Here is a 22095-nt window from a genome sequence, read left to right on the forward strand (position 1 = left end):
AAATTTCCGAGGATGGCATCGAGCTTCCGTGGGTCGATGAGCAACCTCCGCCCGGGATAAGTGCTTGCGAAAATCGAGCCAGGGGCGGCCTGCTGATCGTCTTCGGACCTTAGCGATAAAGCGAGCTGCCGGGACAATTGACCGCATCGTACTGACCACTGAGCTGCAACGTCAGCAATCTTCGAACGGCGACGTAGCGAAAAGTGTTTCGTCGACTGACGGCGACAGACCAGTCCTGGTCAGTAACAAACCATCGCACCACACACGTTCGACGCGTCCCCACGCACAGGCTGAAGCAGCGTCCGGGAAGAAACCTCGTCCGTGATAGTTGGCGCTCGTGTTGCAGAGCAACGGAATACCCGTCAGCTTTTCGTATTCGACCAGAAGTTGCGCCACCGGATGCTCGGAAGTTCTTGAAATGGTCTGCAATCGGGCAGATCCGTCAAGATGCACGACGGCAGGGATTTTTTCTCGCCATTCCGCGCGCGTCTGATGATCGAACAACATATAGGAATCAGGGCTCCCCGGACTAAAAATGGTCGGCGCACGATCCTCAAGGCAAATTGGCGCCACGGGACGGAAGTGCTCTCGAAACTTGATGTCGTTGAGATGATCCTTCATTGTGGGCAAAGTCGCGGCGGCCAGAATGCTTCTGCCCCCCAATGCTCGTGGTCCGAGCTCGGCCCGGCCGGCAAGGAAAACGACGGGCTTGCTACTGGCGAGTATGCTGGCGAGTTCTGCAATGGAGCAAGTAGACGCCGTCCATCCGGGCGGTACTTGGCAACCTTTTAAGACCGGTCCGCTATATACCGACCACTCCAGCGGCACGAAGCCCTTCTCAGCTGCCAGCGCGCAACAAGCGGCGCCGATCGCCGACCCGCTATCGTTGGGAAACGGCGGTACCCAGATTGCGTCGAACAAACCGCTCGCGCGCAGGGCGCTGTTCCATTTGATATTGAGCCCGCATCCGCCAGCGATGCACAAATTTCTCGGCCCCGGAATCGAATGGCGCTGCAGCGCGATACCCATTTCATGAACGAGAAGACGTTCGAGGAATACATGGAACGAGGCGAGTACGTCTTCGGATGGCCTGGCTTCCAGTCGCAGCGCGCTAGCTTCGAAGAACTCTCCTACAGCCGCTAGTGACGCGTCCGCGCTGTGGATGTTCTCGCGATAAGCTTGCGCACACTCCGCGTCGCCAGCAAAGCGTGCCTGATAAAGCCCGCGAAATACCTCAACGATATCTTCGTCAACGGAGCCCAGCGCGATGTAAGCCATCAGCTTGCCGGCCACACCCAGATCCCACCGGGCGCCGCCCGGCTTCTTATAAGGACCAAAGTGATGACCCGCCGCGGCGTAGATGTGACCTATCATGGGGAACAGGCAGTCAACATGGCGGGCGTGGTGGCGTTCTACATGATAGAGCCGTGGGACGATGCCACCATCCCACACCAAACAGAATGCAGGTTGCCCGCTTTGGGCAAAGGGACTGGTGCAGTACGCGGAGGCCACATGGCCTGACACGTGAGGATAGCTTTTATAAGGAAAGGAGTGGCCGCCGACAAGCAGTCCGGAGCCGTCGAGCGAAGCGAGCAGATCATCGGCTCGGCGTTCGGCATAAGGGGCCCCTTTTAGGCTGACGGGAAGCGACCCACTGAGGACCCGAAACTGCGACTCGACTACCCCGTCCCAGCCGTCGATGACAAACTGGTCGATATCGTGCGCACGGAAACCATGCTCGGACAATGCGATCGTGATCGCGTCGAGGTCGTCGATCGCCTGATACCGCGGATTGTTGTCTCGCTTTTCCTGCTCCACGCAAAAAAACGAGTTTTCCATCCTCGACAAGGGCGATCGCTCCGTCGTGTGTCAGTTTGATCCCACAGATGCGCATAATATCTCCCTGCCTAACGCTGGTAAGTTGGTCCACACGAAGGAGAAGTCCCGTTGCGAAAGCAGGCGAGCAGACAGTCTTCATTCAACGACTGACCGACGCAGCTCAAACGATCGATCTCAACCAGCTCTTCTTCCAGGATGGCTATGACCGTCTCGGCTCCGGCAACGTGGCCCCATCGCCGGCAATTGGCGTCACGTGCCGATCCGAAAACCAGCTGTCCACCGGGCGCAAGCATCCGTGCTAAATTGCGGACAGCGGCGCGCACCTCGACGCTGCCGTCGAGGTAATAGAGAACCTCCGCCACCACGATCAGATCGAACTGTTGCTCAGTCGAAAAATGCTGGACATCGGAGACGATCCAATTGATGTGTGGTGGGTCCATCATCCGTTCGCGTGTCCTAGCAATTGCGCGTGGCACAATATCGATCACGGTGAGCCGTTGGCAGTGCGGTGCCAATTTTTCCGTAAAGGCTCCGCCGGCGCATCCGACTTCGAGCGCATTTGTGACAGATCCCTGCGAAAGTGCCATCCGAAGCATTTGCCTGTGGCGCTCGTGCTCAAACGGATTGTTGTCGAGCCGCCATGGATCGTCTGTGTCCAATTCCCGGCGCAGCAATTCGAAGTTCGTTTGATGTGTCAATTCCGCCATACCTTTATGGTTCGCCGCTGCAAGTATCCGGACCTTGGGCCGGGACTGGTGCTCCGTTGAAAACAGGCGTGTTGCTACGAGAACTGCACGGCGACCAAACGCTATTGTTTAACTTCCAGAAAAAATAGCTCGCGAGGGCTGTTACGCAGCTTCAGACCTTCAGCCACTCATTGGAAGGGCGTCGTTACCGTGACAACGCCCGTGAGGGATGCAGTCGAACCCGACGCTGTTCCCACAATCCGCGCAGTTCCTTGACGAGGGTTTCACGTCGCGTCTGCTCAAGCGTAATTGTATCGAGAAGATGTCCGAGCACGGCTTCGCCTTCGATCTGCATTAGCATATCGAACAACTCATGTGAAATGCGCACACTGTCACAGATGGAGCCGCCGGTGCGAATTTCGCATACCGTCTCCTGACGATCCCGCGCTGTGTGAGCGCGGATTCGATAGAGCGATGCATAGGGCGGCAGTGAAACCGCGAGCGCAGTCCAATGTTCCTGCGTTGCGGGCCGTTTTTTGACGAGGAACGGCCCGACCACAAGTCCATCCAGCTCTGTCGTCAGATATGTGGCAATCGCGTCTGCAACCGAATCTACGATTGGCTCAGCGTTGTTATTAAAGGAAGTGTTGAGCAGAATTGGGATTCCTGTCCGCTTCTTGAACGCATTAATAACCTCCCAGTAGGCGGGATTGGTTTTCCGCGATACTGTTTGCAGCCGCGCTGTACCGTCAATGTGCGTGATGGCGCCGAGCAAGGCACGCTTGGAGTCGCGCACGCGAACTACAAAATTCATAAAAGGGAATTCGCGGGTACCCTCTGGGAGGTCAAAAAATTCGTGCGCATCATCCTCCAGCACTGATGGCGCGAACGGTCGGTAACCCTCGCGCTTCTTGACCATGGCGTTGATCCGGTCCTTGTTTGCGGTCGGCCTGGGATCGGCAAGAATGCTGCGGTTGCCAAGCGCGCGTGGCCCGAACTCCGAACGACCCTGCACCCAGCCGATCACGGCGCCATTTGCCATCCAGTCGGCTGCTCTGCCTGCCACGTCATCACTGCGTTCAACGTCGAGGTGTCCGGCCCACGCATTCAATTCTTGCTCCACGACTAGATCGCTCCCAAGATCGGGCCCCCAATAGACCTCCTGCAATCGCTCACGCGGCGCGGGCTGACCGAAGTCGTTTGACATCATAAGGGCGGCGCCTAATGCGCAACCGGCGTCGTGCGCTGCGGGCTGCACAAAGATGTCTTCGAAAAGTCCCGAATACAGCAGCTTACCGTTCATGGTGCAGTTATGAGCTACTCCTCCGGCTATACACAGCCGCTTCATACCGGTGACCTCGCGATGATGGCGGAGAATGTGAAACACGATCCGCTCCAGCGCTTCCTGCAATGAAGCAGCCACATCTCGATGCTGCTGTGTGAATGGCATTCCCTTTCGCCGGACCTGGATGCTGCGGAGCAACGTCGGACCGATGCGGTCCAGGTAGACGCGGTACTCACCGTCGGCGGAGAGTTGATAGAATTGCTCGAAGAGCCCGCGATAGGGAGCGGGGTCCCCATAAGGTGCAAGCCCCATGACCTTGTATTCGTCGAACAAGCCGTAACCGAGATACCGGATTGTTTCGAGATAGAACAGCCCTAGAGAATTATGCTCTGCGAAAGTCGCGAGTTGCGTAATTTCTGTTCCGGACCCGAGCGCCAAAAGCCCCGAGAGGAAATCACCACCGCCATCGACCGCGAGGATCAGACTTTGCTCGAATCCAGACATCGCAAACGCGCTCACGGCATGCGCCAGATGGTGACTCACGAATGAGACTCGCGAAGGATCGACTTCGGTACCGAACTCCTGCATTAGTAACTTACGCAGAAACAGCTTGGCATCCACCGGAATGGAGATGTTCGGCTGGGACAGGAACAGGCGTTCGAGCATGACGTTGCAATAGGCCTCGGTAGCGTAAAACGCGATGCGGTCGATATCGCTGAGCTGAATCCCTGCGGATGCAAGGCAGTATTGAATCGAACTGCTCGGGAACTTGTTAGAGTGCTTGATCCGGTTGAGGCGCTCCTCTTCGACGGCCGCTATTACGCGTCCGTCCCGGACAAGCACCGCAGCGCCATCGTGCAGAAATGTGTTCGGCAGTTCGAGTGGATTTTCATGAACTTTGTCCAGCCCGCCGCTCACTCCTAAGCACAGCATGTCTCTCTCCTTGATTGTGGGAGGAAGGCCCTATTGGCAAGACTCGAACCCGTACCACCTAAGTAAGGTAGGCTATCGCTCGCCGCTGCGAATACCAGTCAGACCTCACCAGCCCCGAAGAATCTCGCGTAGGGTCCGTCTGCAAAATGGCGCCGCAATTCATGAAAATTCCGTACCGTTTGGTCCAGTGGTCGCGTTTCCTGGCGCTGAAGGATGACGCGACCAGAAAGCTGAGGCGCTGGAACCTGGAGAAAATCCCAAATCGTTGCCAGGCATGCGGCGGATTCGCAAAGAAGGCTCTCGTACTCCATCACAAGCAGGTTGGTCGATGCGAAGGAGTGCGCGACCCTAGCGTGGAAATCCTCGGCGGTCTTGAAGTAGGCCTCGCAGTCGGCGATTGACAATCCGACGCGCGGAGGCAGAGCCGCATCGTTGCCAGAACTGAACCTCAGCCATTGGCCGGTTTGCCTTGCCTGCACCAGCGATCGAAGCGATTCCAATGTGTTTCTGCGAGGCAGGAGGATGACCTTGAGGCGTGGCCAACGAGCCAGCTCAGCAAATAAGCCCGGACGGGCGCGAAACTGAGGTTCATTGATCTTGCAGCCGACATGCGTCACATTGGTCTTGTCGCTCCGCGTCGGGTAGCGAAGGTAGGCAAGCTCGAGGAGCTCACGGTCGCCACGTAGCAGGCGATCCTTATCGGGCCAATTCGTATCATACGTATTGAGCAGCTCACCGTTGCTCAATACGTTCGGATGCCTGTTTAGCAACTGCTCCAGATAGTGCGTGCCCGTCCTTGGCATCGCAAGGATTGCAAATGGCTCAGGAGGCGGTGTAGGGTGGGTCATTCTGGCTCCAGATAACATTCTTCGCGACAGTTCGGGATTGAATCAATGATGTGAAGTCAGCCGACTCACGATGCCAGCGTTCCAGCGTCGATAGATTGACTGGATGCCATTGAGGATCTTCCGTGACAGGCTGACTTCCACACTGACGATGGTTGCGCTTCAGTGATGGCGCGACCAGAAAGCTGAAGTGCTGGAACCTCGCGGAAATCCCAAATCGTTGCCAAGCATGCGGCGGGCCCGCGAAGAAGACTACCGACGCATGTGATTGATCGACGACTGCTGCAACGTCATTTGCTCGGCTTCGCTCAGTTCTACCGCACACTTCATCCGCTACCCCGGCACCACGAAGGCGCCAGCAGGTTGACGAAACTCAATCGGATGTACCAGGAACACTATCCTCCATACTGTACAATTCGTGAAATCGATTGTTTTGATGGAACACATCCACACTATGGATAAGTTGGGATCATGCGTTTCAAGGGCCTCGATCTAAATCTCCTCGTCGCGCTCGATGCTCTGATGACCGAGCGTAACCTCACCGCGGCGGCACGCAGCATCAACCTGAGCCAGCCGGCCATGAGCGCGGCCGTCGCCCGGCTACGCGCCTATTTCTGCGATGAACTGTTTACGATGAGGGGCCGGGAACTTGTCCCCACACCGCGTGCTGAAGGGCTCGCTGCTCCAATCCAATCCGCGAGGCTCTGGTGCACATCCAGCTCTCCGTTATTTCCCGGGACGTCTTCAACCCGGCCAAATCGGATCGCCGCTTCAGGATCATCCTTTCCGATTTCATGGCAGTCGTATTTTTTCGAAAGATCGTGGAGCGTATTGCACGGGAAGCTCCCGCCGTCGGCTTCGAATTGCTACCACTTGCCGATGACCCCGATGAGGTTCTCCGGCGCGGCGAAGCCGACCCAGGCGATCTTCTTCAATGACGACCGTGGATAGCCTTGTTCCAGGCAATGTTCGAGATACTGATCTATCGATGCGGCGAACGGGTTTGAGCAGTGTCGAGCCAGATGACAAGGGCGAGTGAATAGGGTTTCCAACATGGCTTGCCCTCCTTTGAAAACATGGGCGAACCAGTATCGAACGATTTAAAATATGTTGCATACTTCTGGCCGTTCGCCGCGCCATATATTTGGCCGGCACATAACCCTCAGGCGCATACGGCCTGCAATGAACCAGCCTGATCGACAGCCGTGCGCAAATGCCTTGCAGCGTGGAAGCGCGGTAGGCGGCACCACTGTCGACGATCAACATCTTCGGTACGCCGCGTTTGAGCAAGGCCTGTTTGAGCACGCCCTCGATGTCGATCGCGGTCTCAGAGAAACAGAACGCGCTATGGGCGATGAGCCGCGAGGCGTCGTCCATCAACGAGGCCAGGTAAGTCTTGCGGCGGCCACGGCCGAGCGACAGGTGCGGACCGTGCAGAACATCGCCGTACCAGATGGAGCCGGCGTGTTCGGCCACGAAGCTGCGCTTCTCCTCGGGCAAACTCGCCGAGCCAATGATCCGCGAGAGCCCATTGGCTTGCAACAGCCGATGAACGGCGCAGCGCGAGAGCGTGTCGTGCGCCACGATACCGGCGGACTCGAGCAATAGACGGATCTGGCGGATCGAACGTCGCGGATTCTCGCGTTTGGCCGCAAGGATCGCCGCTTGCACTGCGGGCGGCAGCTTCGATTGCCAGCGATCAACACGAGGCTTGCCGCATAAGCCTTCCAGCCCGTGTTGTTTCCAGGCGTAATACCACGACTGAAGCGTCTTCTCGCCGATGTGGTGTCGGCGGGAACCCGGAATGGCGTACTCCTGCTGAGCCAGTTGCCGGATGATCTTCTGCAAATCGCCACGATCAAGCCGTTCCCGACTGACCAGTGGTCCGAGTACAGATAGGCGAAACAGGGCCTTCGGGTCGATGTCCTTCATGCGCACTCCAATTGTTAAAAGGGAGCAACCATGAGAACCGCGATCCGAATTCGGCGCGAGTGGGCAAAGTGTGTGGATAGCCGGAATGACAGGAATTACGCCGTCGCGCACCCGTTCAGAAGCCGTTGATCACGGGACGCAAACACCGTCGCCATCGAGCCAGGCCATCGCCTCACACAGCGGCATGCGCTGCAGACAGCGCAACCAGAATTCAGCAATCTCGACTGAGCGCCCGAGTTGGCCGAAACGGCTACGCAAATAGAATTCGAAGGTGAGACTGCATTCGCCGAGGCGTTGCCACCAGCGCCGTACCGTATGCCGACCAAGCGCGAAGATCGCGCTGGCACGGGGCGCTGCGAGCAGCCGGCAAACAGCAGAAGCAGGACCTGCTGCTGGAGCGCCCAGTTGTACCAGCGGTGGGGCGCAATGCACAGCGGCAGGCGCGAACACGTACGGCTGCAGGCTCGACAGCGAAAGCGCAAAACGGGAACCGGATTGAGATCACCGGCGGCGCTGCGGTCAGCCTTGCGGTGATAGCGGCCGTAACACCACACGCCCGAGCAGCCGCAGTGCCCGCAAGCGACGGGCCGATAGACCTGTGGCGTGCGATCGGCCGCGTTGAGATGTCGTTCAAGAACAGGAAACGCGAATACAATTCGAGGCATAGGCCGGTCTGGTTTGTTGTTCGTGTGGGGCTTCGTCACTTCCCACGATAACAGAGCAGTACTGGCCTTCTTCACGTCCGACATATCTCATGATGTTCAAGGCGGCGTGCTACAACTTATCCTATTTGATACCGAGACGAACAGCTCCGCTGAAACCCAAATTTAGTGCGACGTAACAGTGTACACAGCCTTGGGGATTCGGTTCATCAATACCTCCATTCCTCAATTTTACGGAATGTTGGCGTTCACTTTTTTCAGCCGAGCTCAGCGGCGATTGTGCCGATTTCGCGGATTGCTTCGGGCTAGAATGAAGATCTGGCTGTCTAGAGGGTGTTAGGCACTTTTGTTAAGGGCTGCAAAGTGGACAAGCATAAGCACGGAGAATACGACGAAGTGCAAACCAGCCAAGGTTTCGGGCAATCGCTCGTAGTCTCTGGCCAGCCTGCGGAAGCGGTTGAGCCAGCCGAAGCTGCGCTCGACCACCCAGCGGCGCGGCAACAGCACGAAGCCCTTTTTCGCCTCCGACAGCTTGATTACCTGAAGCTCGATTCCTTCGTCGAGTGCTGCCTGCGCAGGCTCTTCGCCGGTATATCCCTGATCGGCGAACGCCACCTTGACCGTCTGGCCCGTGGCCTGCTGAACCTGACGCGCCAGTTCTCCGACCTGCGCACGTTCCTGTTCGTTGGCCGGCGTAACATGCACAGCAAGCAATTGCCCCAAGGTATCAACCGCCATGTGGACCTTGCTGCCACGTTTGCGTTTGTAGCCGTCGTAACCGGCGCGAGGTCCACTCTCGCAGGTCGACTGCAGGGTCCGCCCATCGAGAATGACCGCGCTGGGTTGACCACGACGCTCCTGGGCGATCCGGATGATCGAACGCAGGTCATTCACCATGGCCTCGAAACAGCCGGCCTGAATCCAGCGTTGCGTCTGCTGGTAGACCAGTTCCCAAGGTGGAAAGTCATTGGGCAACAAACGCCACGGTGCACCCGCGCGTACGATCCAGCGAAGCGCGTTGAACATCTCTCGCAGTTCATAGCGGCGCTGCGGTGCGTCCTTGTTCATCAAGGTCAGGTACGGAGCGGACTGCAATGGAGTTCTACCATAGCCATGCCGCGGGCATATTGTCGATCTGTCAGTTGATCTTCCGACGGCGATTATCGGGACCCGGACTGTGCGAGCAAGGCTTCAACGACGTCCAAGCCTATGCAATCGAGCGGGTCCAGCCTGCGCAGCTTGGCGATCAGCTTCAGTGCAACGGCGCGCTCACCGCGCCGCACGCTGATGAACGCGAGCGCCTTCAGTGTGAAGAGCCAGAAGCGGCCCGGACCAAGAATGGTGAAGTCGGTGTCGCCCGGCTGCACCGCACACCAGTCGCTGTCGAGCGACGCTTGCCGGGCGGCGGCCGCCAAAGCCTTGGTCGCGACCTCCTGCGCCTCGCCAAGTTCACCCCGGTTCGCATGGAACTTATACAGCAGATAGTAGGATGGCAGGCAGCGCGGATACGACAGGACCGCAGTCCACAACGCGGCGGCCACATCGTCATTGCTGCCGCCGCGGGTTGTCTCGATCAACTGTAGCACGGGGGAGGGGACGTTGCCGCCAAACAGATCGGTCGATTCGATACCAGTAATGAGATTCAACAATTTACTCCGATATGGTGAGGCGTCCGGCCGCTTTTGCGGCGCGCGGAAGCCGATGTGACGATGGATATGTTTGTCTACCCGAACTTGAACTGGATGCCATGCCCGCCGTGCGGATACACCCATTCGAGGTTGTGATGGTCCGTGCACAGAATGCGGCAACTACCGCATTCCAGGCAGCCGTCGGTAATCTGCGTGACCGAGCCGTTGCTCTCCTTCCGATAACAGGAGACCGGGCACACGAACGTGCAGTTTTTTCGGCACAGTCGTTGGTGCAGACTTCAATGCTTTTGATGTGGACGTGCGGCGCCCCGACGTCCACGCGGTAGCGGTTCTGAAACAGCTTTTCCTCGATATTGACAGTGACCGTTTTCATCAGAAGGCTCTCCGAATTTGTATGCGTCGCTGACCAGCCCGGTCAGCGAGCGATTTTTGCGGAGACTGGCCATGATCTCGTGCTTTCTGGTCTTTTTGTCGACGCCATTTACCGTAATCATGGTGCGGGCCGCTTGAGCGACGAGATCAGGGTATGTTGTAAAGAACTGTATCGCCGAAGCACCCTGGCGCACGATAGTGTTGGTGACAGGGTGAACCCGGACCTGCACGGAATCCGGGAACTGCTTGATGCAGACGACAATATGCATTGAGGTACTCCAGGTCAGGCGCCGCCGCGTGCCGGCAGCGACGCGCGCAGGTCGTCAACTGAGACGAGCCGCCGACCGTCCGCTTCCAAAAAACTTTGAATACCTTTTGCTTCGCGGGCGTGGATACAACGAAGTCGTTGTCGGCCTTCTGCAGTAAGCATCGGTAAACGGCGAGCACGGCCGTCGCGCTGTTACACGGCAGTTCTTTCTGTTGCTCGATACACTGAAAGAAGCGCTTGAGGATGTGCAGGCGGCTCACGTTCACCACTTTCTCGTCGAATGCGATGTCGAAGAATCGCAGGAAATCCTCGGCCGACGACAGGTGACGCAGTTGTTCGATAACTTCTTGCATGTCGTTACTTCTATTGGACAAGTTCGGCCGCCATAACCACACTCACGAGACTTTCACCCGCGTGCTGCGGGTTTGGGTCAGGAAGCGGCGCAAATCGCTTGCATTCGGCGCCTGCTTGTACTGCGTGGCGAAAGAGCGGATGCGCGCAAGCAGGAGCGGGATGAGCCGCTCCGACACCCTCACGCCTAGTGCGTCGTAGGCCTCACGCACACTTTGAGATCCAGAATGTTTCCCGAGTATCGTCGACCGTTGCCGGCCGAGCTCTGCCGGATCGAATCCCTCGTAGGTCGTGGGGTGCTTCGCGAGGCCGTCGGTGTGAATGCCCGACTCGTGAGTAAAGATGTTCCTACCGATGATGCTCTTGTTTAAGGAAACTGCGCGGCCTGAGGCTTGTTCGACTAACGACGAAATGTCGGGCAGCGCTCTGGTGTCGACGCCAGTTTCTCGTCGCAGCAGGTGCCGTGCGCCCATCACGACTTCTTCCAGCGCTGCATTGCCGGCGCGCTCACCCAACCCGTTGACGGTGGTGCTCGCATGGGTCGCGCCGGCCCCAAGGGCGGCTAGTGTGTTGGCTGTGGCGAGCCCGAGGTCGTCGTGCGCGTGTATTTCGATCTCCAGATCGACGGCAACGCGTAGCGCTGCAATGGCGTAGAAGGTCTTAAAGGGGTCCAGGATACCGACAGTGTCGGCAAAGCGCACGCGCTGGGCGCCGTGCTGCTGCGCGCATTGAGCCACTTCTACGAGAAATGAGGGATCCGCGCGCGAGGCGTCTTCCATGCCCAAGGAAATTCTGGGATGGTTTTTCGCTGCCTCGCCGACGACGCGTGCGATCTGCGCCAGTACCCAACTGCGCGACTGCCGCAGCTTGTGTTGCAAATGAATATCCGAAACGGGAACCGAGAGATGAACGATATCGGCATCACAACGCAATGCCGCGGTGAGATCCTCGTCGGTGAGGCGCCCCCAAACCATCAGGCGAGCGTCGAGGTTCAGGTCGACGATTGCAGCGATGCACGCCATTTCGTCCTCACCCATGGCAGGAATTCCGATTTCGAGTTCGGCCACGCCGGCCTGCGACAGTGCGGCGGCGATTGCGCATTTTTCCTCAGTGCGAAATGCGACGCCAGCGGTCTGCTCGCCGTCGCGAAGCGTTGTGTCATTGATGATCGGATTGAGCATGTCAGGTCTCTTGAGTTGTCGCCGATGGATTGCAAGCGTTGTGCCAAGCGAGCATCTACAGTCGGGGCACAATTTGCGGGATGTCGACCGGCACAATGTCGGGTTATGGCGGTGCATCGTCCGATTGTTCGTGTCGCGAATGTTACGTTCCGGACAATTCGGCCGCGCTGGAGGTGGCTCGATCGGTTCCATCCGCTAGCGGATGGAATGTCGAACCTGTTCGCTTGATGCATACTCGAAATAATTAAAAGAGCAATTTGGCCATGGACCGGTCGAGATGGAATGGACGCCGCCCTCCCTCCGGAGAAGTGGGCGCGCTTCAGGGTCCCCAGGACCGAACGACATCAATGTGCCGAAGTGGAGTTGCGACACAACCACTTGAGGAACAGAGGCCCCAGATGGACGCTACGACATATGGACTCGATACTGCAAAACGGGTGCTCCCGGCAGATTCGACTACAGCAACATCACCTCGTCCTGACGAGGTGTAGGAGGGACATGTCGGCGATTCACGAGTCAGTTCGAAAATGACCTTGACAACTTTCTGCTCGTAGAAGGGCAACCCCTATCGCGTCGCGAACAATTTAACGTGGCAGTGCCGTGGCGATTCAACTTCTCTCGAATCCCCTGGCCAACTCCCAATCCGTGACCCGCCGATCGTATTCGAACTGCTCCCATCGCGCGGCGTGCACGTAATGATCGACGACCTCGTTCCCCAACACCTCGCGCAGCCACGTCGAATTCGAACTGATGTCGGTGGCGTCCCGCAGCGTTTTCGGAATTTCCGGTAGCTCGGCATCCCGATAAGCGTCGCCGACAAACGGGTCTGGCAATGCCAGTTTCTCGTCGATGCCCGCAAGACCCGCCGCGATCAGGGCCGCAAAAGCGAGATACGGATTCAGATCCGCACCGCCGATGCGGCACTCCACGCGGACGGCGTCCGAGCTTTCGCCGCAAAGGCGGAAACCGACCGTCCGATTGTCCTGGCTCCATGCGACCTTGGTCGGCGCGAACGTGCCGATCTGGAATCGCTTATAGGAGTTGATGTGGGGCGCCAGAAAGAGGGTGATGTCCTTCGAATATTTCAGCAGGCCCCCAAGGTAATGGTGCATCAGATCGGACATGCCGTGAGGCGACTTGTCGTCATAAAACAGCGGTCGCCCGTCCAGCGACCGCAGCGAGGCGTGGACATGACTGGAGGAACCTGCCAGATCATAACTCCACTTTGCCATGTAGGTGATCGCCTTGTCATGCTGTGCCGCAATCTCCTTGCTACCGTGCTTAATGATCGTATGGTGATCGGCCATCACCAGCGGGTCGGAATAGCGGACATTGATTTCTCCCTGACCCGAACCGCCTTCGCCCTTAGAGCATTCAATGGCGATTCCTGCGCCGTGCAGTCCGTTTCTGATCGGGCGCATGACGGATTCCTGGCGCGTTGTCGACAGGATGTGGTAATCCTGATTGTAGGCGCCGAATGTCTCCAGCTTATTGTATTTTTTTCTCGATATCGCCTCGTAGGATTCATCGAACAAATAGAACTCCAGCTCCGATGCGAAACAGGCGCACATACCGCGATCGGCCAGCCGGCGCAACTGTTTCTGCAGAATCTGTCTCGGCGAATGGACAACCGGCTGCCCATTATGATCAAACACGTCGCAGATCACCAATGCGGTTGCGTCGAGCCACGGCAGCCGCCGCAAGGTGGAGAGGTCGGGCTTGAGCAGGAAATCGCCATAACCGTCCACCCAACTGGCGCTGGTATAACCGGGCACCGGCAGCATGTCCATGTCATCGGCCAATAAATAATTGCAGGCGTGCGTTTCTTGGTAGCCGTGATGGACAAAAAAATCGGCATGACACCGCTTTCCCATCAGGCGGCCCTGCATGTCCACCATGCAGACGAGCACGGTGTCTATGGCGCCAGAGGTCACTGCGTGCTTCAATTCATCGAATTTCATGCTCATGTTTTCAGCCATCTATCAAGAAGAAGGTGTCATTTCAATTATCTGCACGGGAGGCCCTTGGGGCGGCCGGGGCCGAGGTGGTTCCAATCCGCATGGGCGTACGCCGTCGGGCGGCCATCATCGATCGATGCCGATCCTGCCCGGATCGGATGGGGTGGTTTGAAAAATCTGGGTTATCCAGTTTCCGAACAACAGATGTGCGTGACTACGCCACTGGTTTTTTGGCGGCAAGGTTTCGCAGTCGTCGGGGAAATAGTTTCTCGGAAGATGGATGTCTCTGCCCGCGTTTCGATCGCGGAAGTACTCGTCGGCCAGCGTGTGTGAGTCGTACTCGATGTGGTTGAAGATTTGGAGCGCGTGATGTTTGCAGTCGTTGAGCAGACAGAGGCCGGTTTCCGCCGAGTCAATGAGCACAGAGACGCCGCTGTCGGCCGGAATGTCGGTGTGCCGCATTTCCGTCCAGCGTGACACCGGGATATCAAAATCGTCGGAAAAACCCTTCAGGTACGGCGAGTCGATTTTTAGGCCGTGATGCCTGAATACACCAAAGGCTTTTTCATTCAGCGCGTATTTGGGCATGCCATGAAAATAATGCATTGCCGCCTGGGCCCCCCAGCAGATGTTGAAGCAGCTGTGGACGTTGGTTTGCGTCCAGTTGAAGATGCTGGCGAGCTCGTCCCAATAACTGACTTCCTCAAAAGGGATCGTTTCGACCGGCGCCCCGGTAATGACGAATCCGTCGAATTTCTGCGCCTTGACGTCCAACCAGTCGTGGTAGAACGACACGAGATGTTCAGTCGGCGTGTTCTTGGGCGCGTGGTTGGTGATCTTGACGAGCGTCAATTCGACCTGCAACGGTGTGGCGCCGAGCAGGCGGGCAATCTGGATTTCCGTACTGATCTTGTTTGGCATGAGATTCAGCAAGCCAACGCGCAGCGGCCGGTGATACTGATATACCGTGCTCTCTTCGTCCATCACCGTGACGCCTTCCGTCTCAAGTGCGGACACTGCGGGCAAACCTTTGGGAATTCTGATTGGCATGGGCTTGCAGCCTCCGTTATGAGTTAAACGTACGCCAGGTATCAAAACGATTCGGTCGCGGCTTTCGCCGCAGCCGGCATCGATCACGGAAACCATACGGGAATTGCGATTTATTCTGCAGCGTATTCATTCGTCTTTTCTGCTTCAGTGCGCGACTGAGACGATGCCAATCCGAGCATCTGGCCGATATCGGCATCGATCGGCCAGGTACTTGCCGATCCACGCTTGACTGGCTGCCAGTTTCGGCGGAAGCAAACTGCCTGGCACCGGAAACAATCAGATCTGCTGCCTTTTCGCCGACCATCGTGACGGTTGTATTGATATTGACCGACACCATCGCCGGACACGGACACGGACACGGACACGGACACGGACACGGACACGGACACGGACACGGACACGGACGCGTCGCAGACGCGCAGCCCGGAAACCCCCTTGACCTTCAGATCGGGGACGCGACGGCGTTCGGATCGTTGGCGGAGCCTGCTCGACAGGTGCCGGCAGCGTGATAGTACGTCTGGCAATTTTTCCGGATGTATTCGCGCAGATCGCTCTCTTGAATAATGTCGGGGCCGGGCAGCAATTCCTTGCTGATAATTCTCTTGAAGCTTTCCGTCTGGCCCAGCCGCCGGCAAACGAAACGCTCTCGAGCAGAATATTCTCGTCGTAATGATCGGCGTCCGAAAGATAGTTGAGGTCGATTGTCGGCGCGACGCAAATATCGGGGGAGGTAATTTTCGGAACCCGTGGCTCCGGCTTCTGGCGACATTCGGCTCGAGCGCAATAATAGATCTCGCTTCGGGGTCGACGCTTGGTATTCGTCACCGAACCGCCCGTTGACCCAGCCGGCCGTCGGGCCGAGTTGTAGCTGGCTCTCCACCGATTGCGCGCCCGGTGTGGTGTTCAGCATGGCAATCGCCTCGTAAGGCGTGATGTGCCGGTCGGGTACCGGCGCCGCCGTTTCGAAAATCACCGGCACTGAGTAGTGATCGATCGGGTGTTTGCCGACACCGGGACTGTGGTGGACCACGTCGATACCGAGTTCACGCAGATCGACCGCATCGCCGATTCCCGAGCTCAAAAGAAGCTGAGGAGGTTGGATGCTCCCTGCGCAAACAATGATTTCCCGCCCGGCGGCAATGCGCCCCCTCCCGGTGAGGCAGGCGCTGGCCACGCTGCCGATGAACTTGATCCTGCCGACGAGCGTGTCGGTCTGGATCTCCAGATTAGGGGGCAAGGACGTCAACGGATGGAGGTAGGCGACGGACGACGAATTCCTCAGGCGCCCGTGCACGTTCAAGGTCAGCATGCCAATGCCGAAATCGACCTTCGGCAATCCGAGCGCGACACCTGCCTCGATAAACGCGCGCGAAACGAGGTGTCGCTCCGGACGCTGCTCGATCGTGACGCGTTCTTTCAGATGCTCGAAATACGGTCTGACATCCTTTCCTGACCATCCATCGGCACCAAGCTCGCGCCATGAATCAAAATTCGCTTCCGGCGGTACCAGGTAGGCACAGTCGTTGTGATTGCCGCAGCCGCCCCGCATCCTGGCGCGCGAGTACGTGATCTGGCGGCCGGAATGCTTCTTGGGTTTGGTCAGGAACGCCCAGTCCGTACCGGAATCGAGTTCAAACAGACGGGAGATATCCATCATCGCGGGGATTCCCTCGTCAGGTGGTCCTGCTTCGATGAGCAGGACCGAGCCGATATTCGCATCGGCGAGCCGTCGCGCGATGATCGATCCGCGCTGCCACCGCCAATTAAAATATAGTCGAAGATCATGGTGCTCCTTTTTGTCATGCCGTTGATCGATAAACCATCGGTGATTCCAGTCCGTCAATAAGGAGACAGGATCAGACCAAGCGCGACCAACGCGTAAATCACGCCTGTTACCCTGTTGAATGCAGATTTGTTGTCGAAGGCCGCGCGCGCCTTGTGGGCGAGGAACATATACCCGCTATAGATCGAGAGCGAAATGACCATCGCCGCCAGACCCAAGGAGATTGCCTGGATGGTGTACGAAACGCGCGGGCTGATGAAACTCGGGTAGGTGAGCAGGCTGGCCAGCCATCCCTTGGGGTTGGTCAGGGAAACGAGCAGCGAATCGACAAACATCTGCTTCGGGCTCGAATCGCCGACCTTCCCGTCGCTCGGCCCGGATTTCGCGAAGAAGGCGCCGACCGCGAGGTAGGCGAGATAGATCGCCCCGATCCATCGTAGGTAAGTCAGGATCCAGCGATGGTCATAGATGATCAAACCGACGCCCGACAGCACGACCGTCGCGTGAATGGCGGTTCCCAGCCCAAAACCGAATAATGCACCGGGAATTGTCGTTTTGATTCCATGCCTGATCGCCTGGGCAACTGCAAACGCAACGTTGGGGCCGGGCACGGCGATTGCGGACGTGAAGGCAACGGAAAACAAAGCCAACAAATGTAAATCCATAAATCGTCCAGTTAGCCTGAAGATGCGATTGAATTGCAAGGGAGATTGGATTGCCAAAAAACCGGCCCGGCCGCTATTTCGACAATTGCCCCGTTGATTGATAAGCATGGCATGCACTTCCGAATGCCCTGAATATCTTCCGGCTCGTGGTATCGGCGGCGGCATGCCATTCGGGGTGCCACTGCACCGCGAGTTGAAAGGCCGCTGACGTCGTGTAGGACAGAGCCTCGATCACGCCATCCTCGGCGACCGCTTCCAACTGAACACCGGACGCCACCGTGGTGATGCCCTGGTTGTGCAGGGAATTGACGTAGAGCTCGCGGTTCTCGACGATCGACGACAGTAGTCCGCCGGGAACGACCTGGATCGTATGAACGGGGAGATACTGCTGATCGCGAGGCACGTTCGGGTTCTCGCTATGCACGATGCCTTGGCCCACCACTGACAAGTCGGCATGCAGCGTGCCGTTCCGATGAACGCTCATCTCCTGCAAACCGCGGCAGATACCGAGGACCGGCATTTCGAGTTCAATAGCGACCGACAATGCGACGCATGACAGACGATCCCTTGGCCGATCTCGCTCGCCGGGAATGACATCGTCTTCCCCGCGATTCCAGACGCGTTGCTGCTCGTTGAAGATCCTGGGATCGAGATTCGATTCGTCGCCGGTCAATACCAGGCCGTCCAGGCGCCGCATCACTTCGCGGAAATTGCGCACGGTTGCGTCCCAGGGCAGATCGCCGTCGATCGTTGGCAGGATCACGCATTCGACGGATGCGTGCCGGTCGAGCGCATCGATGTAGCGCCGCCGCAACCAGTCACGGTGAACGCCGTCGTAAAGGTGACGATTGGCCGTGACTCCGACGACGGCGCGACCCACATCACGAGGTTTGTCCATCATTGCTCTTGCACCGCCGTTGAGAGGGATGCACGCCGCGCGTCGTAGAGACGCCTGTTCCGGTCGAGCAACTGGCCGATGACGCTCGGCTGCCCCTTGGGGCCACGCACAAACAGGCCGCCCCAGGAATCGGTAATCTCGGCATAGTTCGGATCGCGCATGCGGATGTTCTGCGCGCGCGCTAACAGCCAGAACGGAACACCGGGCGAAAGATGGTGCTCCAGATGGTATTCATCGAAATTTACGCCGAACAGCAGCCGTTCGATCAGGTTGCCCTTTCGGTTGCGCGTGAGATAGACGTTTTCGACCTCGGTCTCGCACATTGGCGAGTGCTCGGCGATCTCAATGAACCAGCCCAGTATCTGGAAGGTGGTCAGATAGGGAATCAGCCAGAACAGCACCAGTAAATGCAGCGCACCGGCCTTGGCAAAGCCGGCAATGATGATCACCCAGAAGGCCGCGAACCCGTAGGAATCGATGGCGGCGCCCCGTTTGTCGACGCTCTTGTCGTCCTTGTTCGAAATCAGAAAGCGGTTGTGCCACAGGTACTTCAGATAGCGCAGCGTGGCCCCGCCCAGAATGGCCTTCCAGACGATCGAAAACGCATACTCGCGCGGCTCGCGCACCTGATAAACCCCGGAAGAGATGAAAAACTGCAGGTCGGGATCTTGCTCGGGATCGCCAAGGTACGGATGATGAAGATGCACATGGGAAACGCGATAGGCCCAGTGCCGTTGAAAGATCGGATAGGCGGCGAACGTAATGCCGAGAAAATGGTTCCATTTTGTATTTTTCGCGAGTATCCGGTGGGCGGCATCGTGCGAGATCGTCGTCAGCCCCCGCTGATGCGCGCCAATCATGAGCACCGCAATTGGGTAAAGCCACCAACTGAACCGAACCGTGACAAACGCACAAGCCAGTATGACCAGGTAGTCCTTCAGCACGTACAGCGCGCCGGTGATATTGTCCGGTCGCAATTCGGACAGATCCCGCGTGATGTCGCGGGAGAAATGGAATGTATCGAACCGCTTGTTCCGCAGTTTCCAGACTTGAGACGTTTCCATGATGGTTATCTTCCTCGCCGGATTGGGCATCAGATGGCGTCGAGCCCGCGTTGAATATCGAAAATCACGTCGTCCACGTTTTCGATGCCGACGCACAGGCGGATCGATCCGTCGAATATTCCCGCGGCCTCGCGTTTCTCTTTCGGGACGGTGGTGTGAGTGGTCGAGACGGGATGCGTCACGAGTGTCCGCGCATCACCCACGTTCGAAACGTGATACATGAGCCGGATGTTCTGGATGAACGCCCGGCCAGCCGCCTCGTCGTCCAGTTCGAACATGATCATGGCGCCATGACCGACGCGGGCGTCGACCAGTTCGTCAACGAGTTCGCGATCGCGTCCAGTGGCGAGCCCCGGATACGAGATGCGCCTGACCTTCGGGTGCTGCTTCAGGAAACTGGCCACCGCCGCCGCGTTTTCGCAATGGCGTTGCATGCGCAGATGCAGCGTCTCTAGGCCTTGAATCAATTGGAAGCTCGCGAACGGACTGATCGCGGCACCGGTATCGCGAAGCCAGGTCATCCGTGCCTTCAGGAGATAGGCGCTCGCGCCAAGGTCGCCCAGTTTCCGCACGGCATCGCGCCAGAGTATTCCGCCATGCGCTTCGTCGGGCTCATTGAGTAAAGGCAAGCGGGAAGGATCGTCGAAGGCGAAGTTGCCGTTGTCGACTACCAACCCGCCCAGCGTCGTGCCGTGGCCGCAGATGTATTTCGTCGCCGAATATGTTGTTATGGCGGCGCCAAGCGAAGCGGGGCGGGACACGAGCGGCGTGGTCGTGTTGTCGACCACAAGCGGAATGCCGCGGCGCTTGCCGATTTCGGCAAGCGCCGCGACGGGAAACGGTATAAGACAGGGGTTGGAAAACACCTCGCCGAAGATCGCGACGGTTCTATCGTCGATCTGCGATTCGAACGATGACACCTCTCGTGGGTCGGCCGATCGCGCCTCGATGCCCAGCCGTTTGAACGTGTTGAACAACAGGTTCCAAGAATTCCCGTACAGGTACTTCGATGCCACCACGTTGTCGCCAGGCTGCCCGCTGCTTAGATTCACGAGGGCAAGGAACGTTGCGGCCTGTCCCGACGCCACGGCGAGTGCATCGGCGGCGCCGTCCACCGTGGCATATCTCTGTTCCAGGATGCGCGTGGTTGGATTGATGATCCGCGTGTAGGTGAATCCGTCTTCCTTGACGTTGTAGATGTCGGCAATCTTCGACAGATCGCCGTCGAGCTCATAGGCGGTGGATTGGTAGATCGGCACCGCGACGGCCTTGGTGATGGGGTCGTGCCGATAACCGGCATACAGGAGCGCGGTTTCTCGGGACATTTCCGTGCCGGGAATATTCCGTGACATGTTACAAGACCTCTTTGACGAATTCAGCTTCGGGGTGGATTGACGCCTTTCCGGTAATCCGGGACGCGTCGAAAAAGTCTCGAAATGCGGTCGCCAGCAGGCGGATCCATGCCGGCTTGATGGAGCCGATGCATCCGATCCTGAAGCTGCGGGTCTGAAGATGCAGCTTCGAATAGATATAGAGGTTGTAGTTGGTGAGATGCGCGTAAAGCGCATCGAAATCCCTCTGGGTATTAATGATGCCGTTTGCCGTGAGCGCCAGACACACGGGTGAGCGCACTTGGGCGTTTAGAAGTGGCGATGCGTATCGTTCGGTCGAGCGGACGATTTCGTCACGCACCGCGCCGTAACGTTCGCCGCGGTGAATCACGCCTTCACTGGCAAGTACTTCAAGCGCTTTTGCGCATGCCTGGATCACATGCGTGGGTGGCGTGGATCGCCATTCGCCGGTTTGCTCGAAACTTTGCCACTGATTACGGACGTCGAGGACAAAGGAATTGACCGGATTGCCCTTGCTCCTGAGCAGATCAAGTGATGCGATGACGAAAGCCGCGCCCGGCGGCCCCTCGATGCATTTATTGCTGGACGTTACGAGCACGTCGAAAGCGATTCTCCTGGCACTGATGTCGGTGGCGCCAAAAGAACTCATCGCGTCGATGATCGTCCTGACGCCGCGCCGTTTAGCCAGATCCACGATCGCATCGAGTGGATTAATGACACCGGTAGTCGTCTCGCAATGCACGAAACAAAGGTGCGTGATCGTGCGGTCCTGCTCCAGATACGCGGCGATGTCGGCGGCCGAGAGCGGTTGATCGCTCGGCGCCTTCATGCTGACGGTCTGCACGCCTCGCAGCTCCAATATCTTCAGTATCCGCTCGCCATAAATTCCGTTGATGCAGACGAGCGGCCGATCAGACGGACAGATGAAGGTAGCCAGCGCAGCTTCCATACCGTAGGAACCGCTGCCCTGGATTGGGACGACCGAATGTGTGTCATTCCCGTCGATCAGCTCGATCATTAGTTCACGCACCAAAGCCGTGATGTTTTTGAAGCTCCGGTCGCGCGAGCCCATATCGAATTGCATCTGCGCCTTCACTTCGTCGCTCAAGGCCAACGGGCCTGGTGTCATTAAGAAATGATGTTGGCCGTACATATAGCACTCCTAATTTAGACGTTTATATGCAAATGCGGTACGAACGCTTTGCCGCGCGGCAAAGTTTTCACAGGGGAATCTTCCTGTCTGTGCAAAATCTGGCGGTGGGCGAGTGTCGAGCTGCTTGCAGTAAGGCTCAGTAGCTCCACAATCTTCATGGAATCGACGG

At 57.8% G+C, this 22095-nt stretch carries 15 protein-coding genes and 6 pseudogenes; 1 reads left to right on the top strand and 20 read right to left on the bottom strand.

All coding sequences use genetic code 11. The features are described 5' to 3' along the window. Nucleotides 1-171 precede the first annotated feature (171 nt). The 4 genes from nodU to B0G76_RS07660 all read right to left on the bottom strand — a co-directional run bounded on the left by nodU (nucleotide 172) and on the right by B0G76_RS07660 (nucleotide 5591). On the bottom strand, nucleotides 172-1839 hold the full coding sequence (gene nodU, locus B0G76_RS07645) for a nodulation protein NodU (protein ID WP_310793960.1): 1668 nt from the start codon (nucleotides 1837-1839) through the stop codon (nucleotides 172-174). Between the two features lie 68 nt (nucleotides 1840-1907). Next, entirely contained in the window at nucleotides 1908-2546 is a 639-nt protein-coding gene (nodS, locus tag B0G76_RS07650) for a nodulation methyltransferase NodS (RefSeq protein ID WP_105512239.1), read from the bottom strand. Nucleotides 2547-2730: 184 nt separating this feature from the next. Next, a complete protein-coding gene (locus B0G76_RS07655; RefSeq protein WP_116140763.1) occupies nucleotides 2731-4743 on the bottom strand; it encodes a carbamoyltransferase in 2013 nt (670 codons plus the stop codon). A gap of 98 nt (nucleotides 4744-4841) precedes the next feature. Beyond that, nucleotides 4842-5591, bottom strand: a complete 750-nt coding sequence (locus tag B0G76_RS07660) for a sulfotransferase (protein ID WP_105512252.1) — start codon at nucleotides 5589-5591, stop codon at nucleotides 4842-4844. 468 nt (nucleotides 5592-6059) lie between these two features. Here B0G76_RS07660 and B0G76_RS07675 point away from each other — a divergent pair. Further along, nucleotides 6060-6505, top strand: a pseudogene (locus B0G76_RS07675) (LysR family transcriptional regulator); the annotation flags it as partial. A 259-nt stretch (nucleotides 6506-6764) separates the two neighbouring features. On the opposite strand, the pseudogene B0G76_RS07680 reads toward B0G76_RS07675, so the two are convergent. The 16 genes and pseudogenes from B0G76_RS07680 to B0G76_RS07760 all read right to left on the bottom strand — a co-directional run. Beyond that, nucleotides 6765-7520 (bottom strand): annotated as a pseudogene (locus B0G76_RS07680) (DDE-type integrase/transposase/recombinase); the annotation flags it as partial. A gap of 998 nt (nucleotides 7521-8518) precedes the next feature. Further along, nucleotides 8519-9310, bottom strand: coding sequence for an IS5 family transposase (locus B0G76_RS07690; protein WP_116140765.1), 792 nt, complete (start codon nucleotides 9308-9310; stop codon nucleotides 8519-8521). 32 nt (nucleotides 9311-9342) lie between these two features. Continuing rightward, entirely contained in the window at nucleotides 9343-9828 is a 486-nt protein-coding gene (locus B0G76_RS07695) for a hypothetical protein (RefSeq protein WP_116140767.1), read from the bottom strand. 77 nt (nucleotides 9829-9905) lie between these two features. Further along, nucleotides 9906-10204 (bottom strand): annotated as a pseudogene (locus B0G76_RS43565) (ferredoxin family protein). A gap of 16 nt (nucleotides 10205-10220) precedes the next feature. Further along, nucleotides 10221-10373 (bottom strand): annotated as a pseudogene (locus B0G76_RS43570) (FAD-dependent oxidoreductase); the annotation flags it as partial. Next, a pseudogene (locus B0G76_RS43575) lies at nucleotides 10374-10472 on the bottom strand (nitrogen fixation protein FixA); the annotation flags it as partial. Nucleotides 10473-10486: 14 nt separating this feature from the next. Beyond that, nucleotides 10487-10824: pseudogene (gene nifW / locus B0G76_RS07715) on the bottom strand (nitrogenase-stabilizing/protective protein NifW). A 42-nt stretch (nucleotides 10825-10866) separates the two neighbouring features. Then, a complete protein-coding gene (gene nifV / locus B0G76_RS07720) occupies nucleotides 10867-12003 on the bottom strand; it encodes a homocitrate synthase (RefSeq protein WP_116140769.1) in 1137 nt (378 codons plus the stop codon). 608 nt (nucleotides 12004-12611) lie between these two features. Further along, nucleotides 12612-13970 (bottom strand): glutamine synthetase family protein, encoded by a 1359-nt coding sequence (locus tag B0G76_RS07725; protein WP_199730251.1) that lies wholly within the window; start codon nucleotides 13968-13970, stop codon nucleotides 12612-12614. Between the two features lie 117 nt (nucleotides 13971-14087). Next, nucleotides 14088-15107, bottom strand: a complete 1020-nt coding sequence (gene metA / locus B0G76_RS07730; RefSeq protein WP_258875519.1) for a homoserine O-succinyltransferase — start codon at nucleotides 15105-15107, stop codon at nucleotides 14088-14090. Between the two features lie 346 nt (nucleotides 15108-15453). Then, nucleotides 15454-16668, bottom strand: coding sequence for a GMC family oxidoreductase (locus tag B0G76_RS07735; protein ID WP_404935324.1), 1215 nt, complete (start codon nucleotides 16666-16668; stop codon nucleotides 15454-15456). 182 nt (nucleotides 16669-16850) lie between these two features. Continuing rightward, a complete protein-coding gene (locus B0G76_RS07740; protein WP_243658107.1) occupies nucleotides 16851-17567 on the bottom strand; it encodes a LysE family translocator in 717 nt (238 codons plus the stop codon). Continuing rightward, nucleotides 17533-18360 carry a gamma-glutamyl-gamma-aminobutyrate hydrolase family protein gene (locus B0G76_RS07745; RefSeq protein WP_116140775.1) on the bottom strand — a complete coding sequence of 276 codons (828 nt, stop codon included), beginning with the start codon at nucleotides 18358-18360 and terminating at the stop codon, nucleotides 17533-17535. The genes B0G76_RS07740 and B0G76_RS07745 overlap by 35 nt, the downstream gene beginning before the upstream one ends. Beyond that, nucleotides 18357-19451 (bottom strand): fatty acid desaturase family protein, encoded by a 1095-nt coding sequence (locus B0G76_RS07750; RefSeq protein ID WP_259460526.1) that lies wholly within the window; start codon nucleotides 19449-19451, stop codon nucleotides 18357-18359. Before B0G76_RS07750 ends, B0G76_RS07745 begins: the two co-directional genes overlap by 4 nt. Continuing rightward, entirely contained in the window at nucleotides 19451-20746 is a 1296-nt protein-coding gene (locus tag B0G76_RS07755; RefSeq protein ID WP_241975111.1) for an O-acetylhomoserine aminocarboxypropyltransferase/cysteine synthase family protein, read from the bottom strand. Before B0G76_RS07755 ends, B0G76_RS07750 begins: the two co-directional genes overlap by 1 nt. A 28-nt stretch (nucleotides 20747-20774) precedes the next feature. Further along, nucleotides 20775-21926 carry a 2-aminoethylphosphonate--pyruvate transaminase gene (locus B0G76_RS07760; protein WP_105512309.1) on the bottom strand — a complete coding sequence of 384 codons (1152 nt, stop codon included), beginning with the start codon at nucleotides 21924-21926 and terminating at the stop codon, nucleotides 20775-20777. Between the last annotated feature and the right edge of the window lie 169 nt (nucleotides 21927-22095).

The sequence above is a fragment of the Paraburkholderia sp. BL23I1N1 genome, from assembly GCF_003610295.1.
GTDB lineage: Bacteria > Pseudomonadota > Gammaproteobacteria > Burkholderiales > Burkholderiaceae > Paraburkholderia.

What these genes read in the sequence shown, in the direction of transcription:
- nifV (WP_116140769.1), bottom strand. Translation starts at nt 12,003, where the DNA reads ATGCTCAATCCGATCATCAATGACACAACGCTTCGCGACGGCGAGCAG.
- B0G76_RS07745 (WP_116140775.1), bottom strand. Translation starts at nt 18,360, where the DNA reads ATGATGGACAAACCTCGTGATGTGGGTCGCGCCGTCGTCGGAGTCACG.
- nodU (WP_310793960.1), bottom strand. Translation starts at nt 1,839, where the DNA reads ATGGAAAACTCGTTTTTTTGCGTGGAGCAGGAAAAGCGAGACAACAAT.
- metA (WP_258875519.1), bottom strand. Translation starts at nt 15,107, where the DNA reads ATGGTTTCCGTGATCGATGCCGGCTGCGGCGAAAGCCGCGACCGAATC.
- B0G76_RS07655 (WP_116140763.1), bottom strand. Translation starts at nt 4,743, where the DNA reads ATGCTGTGCTTAGGAGTGAGCGGCGGGCTGGACAAAGTTCATGAAAAT.
- B0G76_RS07740 (WP_243658107.1), bottom strand. Translation starts at nt 17,567, where the DNA reads ATGCTTATCAATCAACGGGGCAATTGTCGAAATAGCGGCCGGGCCGGT.
- B0G76_RS07660 (WP_105512252.1), bottom strand. Translation starts at nt 5,591, where the DNA reads ATGACCCACCCTACACCGCCTCCTGAGCCATTTGCAATCCTTGCGATG.
- B0G76_RS07755 (WP_241975111.1), bottom strand. Translation starts at nt 20,746, where the DNA reads ATGTCCCGAGAAACCGCGCTCCTGTATGCCGGTTATCGGCACGACCCC.
- nodS (WP_105512239.1), bottom strand. Translation starts at nt 2,546, where the DNA reads ATGGCGGAATTGACACATCAAACGAACTTCGAATTGCTGCGCCGGGAA.
- B0G76_RS07725 (WP_199730251.1), bottom strand. Translation starts at nt 13,970, where the DNA reads ATGAGCATGAAATTCGATGAATTGAAGCACGCAGTGACCTCTGGCGCC.
- B0G76_RS07760 (WP_105512309.1), bottom strand. Translation starts at nt 21,926, where the DNA reads ATGTACGGCCAACATCATTTCTTAATGACACCAGGCCCGTTGGCCTTG.
- B0G76_RS07750 (WP_259460526.1), bottom strand. Translation starts at nt 19,451, where the DNA reads ATGCCCAATCCGGCGAGGAAGATAACCATCATGGAAACGTCTCAAGTC.
- B0G76_RS07735 (WP_404935324.1), bottom strand. Translation starts at nt 16,668, where the DNA reads ATGATGGATATCTCCCGTCTGTTTGAACTCGATTCCGGTACGGACTGG.